The sequence below is a fragment of the Rhodoblastus acidophilus genome (genome assembly GCF_025961575.1).
In the GTDB taxonomy this organism is placed as follows: Bacteria; Pseudomonadota; Alphaproteobacteria; order Rhizobiales; family Beijerinckiaceae; genus Rhodoblastus; species Rhodoblastus acidophilus_C.
The window spans coordinates 1-1,288 of sequence record NZ_JAOQNX010000078.1; the positions used below are offsets into that span (position 1 = coordinate 1).

The following is a 1,288-nucleotide window of genomic DNA, read 5'->3' on the forward strand; positions in this document are numbered from 1 at the left end:
AAACAGCAGGGCCAAAGAATTTAAGCCTCACACCCTAAGGTGTCAACCCGATCCTTCAGCGACACGTCATCCCCGGCGACCTAGCCGGCCAAACCCACGAAGGTTCAGTTGAAGACGCGTCAGCGTCCGCCGCCAGTGACCGGCAGCGACGCCGTCGATGGGTGGCTTATAGATGCTAAGCTCCGTCGCGGTCAACTGCATTCTGCAAAAAAAATCTGATCTTATCCGTCGCCTGTGGATAGTCCCAAAATCGAACCCCTATTCCTGCGGCGCTCGATGGCGCAGCAGTTCGACGTGCATCCCAACCAGATCACGACGTGGAGGAGCCAGTTGCTGGAGGGCGCCGCCGGCGTGTTCGGTCAGGACAGGGCGGGACCGTCCGAACCGACGGTCGATCTGAAGGCTCTGCACGCCAAGATCGGTGAACTGGCTCTGGAGAATGATTTTTGTCCGGCGCGCTCAGCAAGACGGGCCTGCTGAGCGCAAAAAAATGATCGACCGCGGCCACGATCTGCCGGTCGCGCGCCAGGCGAAGGTTTTGAACCTGGCGCGCAGCACGGTCTATTACCAGCCTCGACCGGTCTGCGCCGAGACGTTGGGGCTGATGCGTCGGCTCGACGAGTTGCATCTCGACTATCCTTTTGCGGGCGCGCGGATGCTGGCCTTGCTGCTGCGGCGCGAGGGCGTCGCGATCGGCCGCCGCCGCGTCTCGACCCTGATAAAGCGCATGGGGATCGAGGCGATCTATCGTCGCCCGAACACCAACACGCCCACGCCTGGACACAAGATCTACCCCTACCTGCTGCGCGGGGTGAAGGTCGAGCGGCCGAATCACGTCTGGGCCATGGACATCACCGACATCCCGATGCGGCGAGGGTTCGTCTACCCCTTGGCCGACAGGCAATTGCTTGCAATTGCCGTAAGGCTCGCGGCGGTGGTCGACGTGGCCATATGAAGCTTACTTCGACCGGCCAGCTTTGGCGGCGGCCGCATGATCGCCGCCAGCGATTTTGCCGCAGCTCTGGTCAGGCTACGCCCTCCCGACGCCGCGGCAAAATCGCCCAAGCCCCGCGTTCAGCACAACCCGCCAGAAATTCACTTAGGTTCCGGACTCATAACCAGTAGCTGACGGTCGCGGCGAGGCAGACGGTTGCGAGGTAATTGACGGCGTTTCGGTCATATCGCGTGGCCATACGCCGGAAGTCTTTCAGGCGGCAGAACATGCGTTCGATGGCGTTGCGGTTGCGATAGAGGAACGGCGAGAAGCAGTTCTTCCATTTGCGGTTGG

General features: G+C 61.6%; 2 pseudogenes. One reads left to right on the forward strand and one right to left on the reverse strand.

Features of this window, described 5'->3' with window-relative positions:
- Window positions 1-276 precede the first annotated feature (276 nt).
- Window positions 277-943: pseudogene (locus tag M2320_RS23200) on the forward strand (IS3 family transposase); the annotation flags it as partial.
- Window positions 944-1,112: 169 nt separating this feature from the next.
- On the opposite strand, the pseudogene M2320_RS23205 reads toward M2320_RS23200, so the two are convergent.
- Window positions 1,113-1,288, reverse strand: a pseudogene (locus M2320_RS23205) (IS5/IS1182 family transposase); the annotation flags it as partial.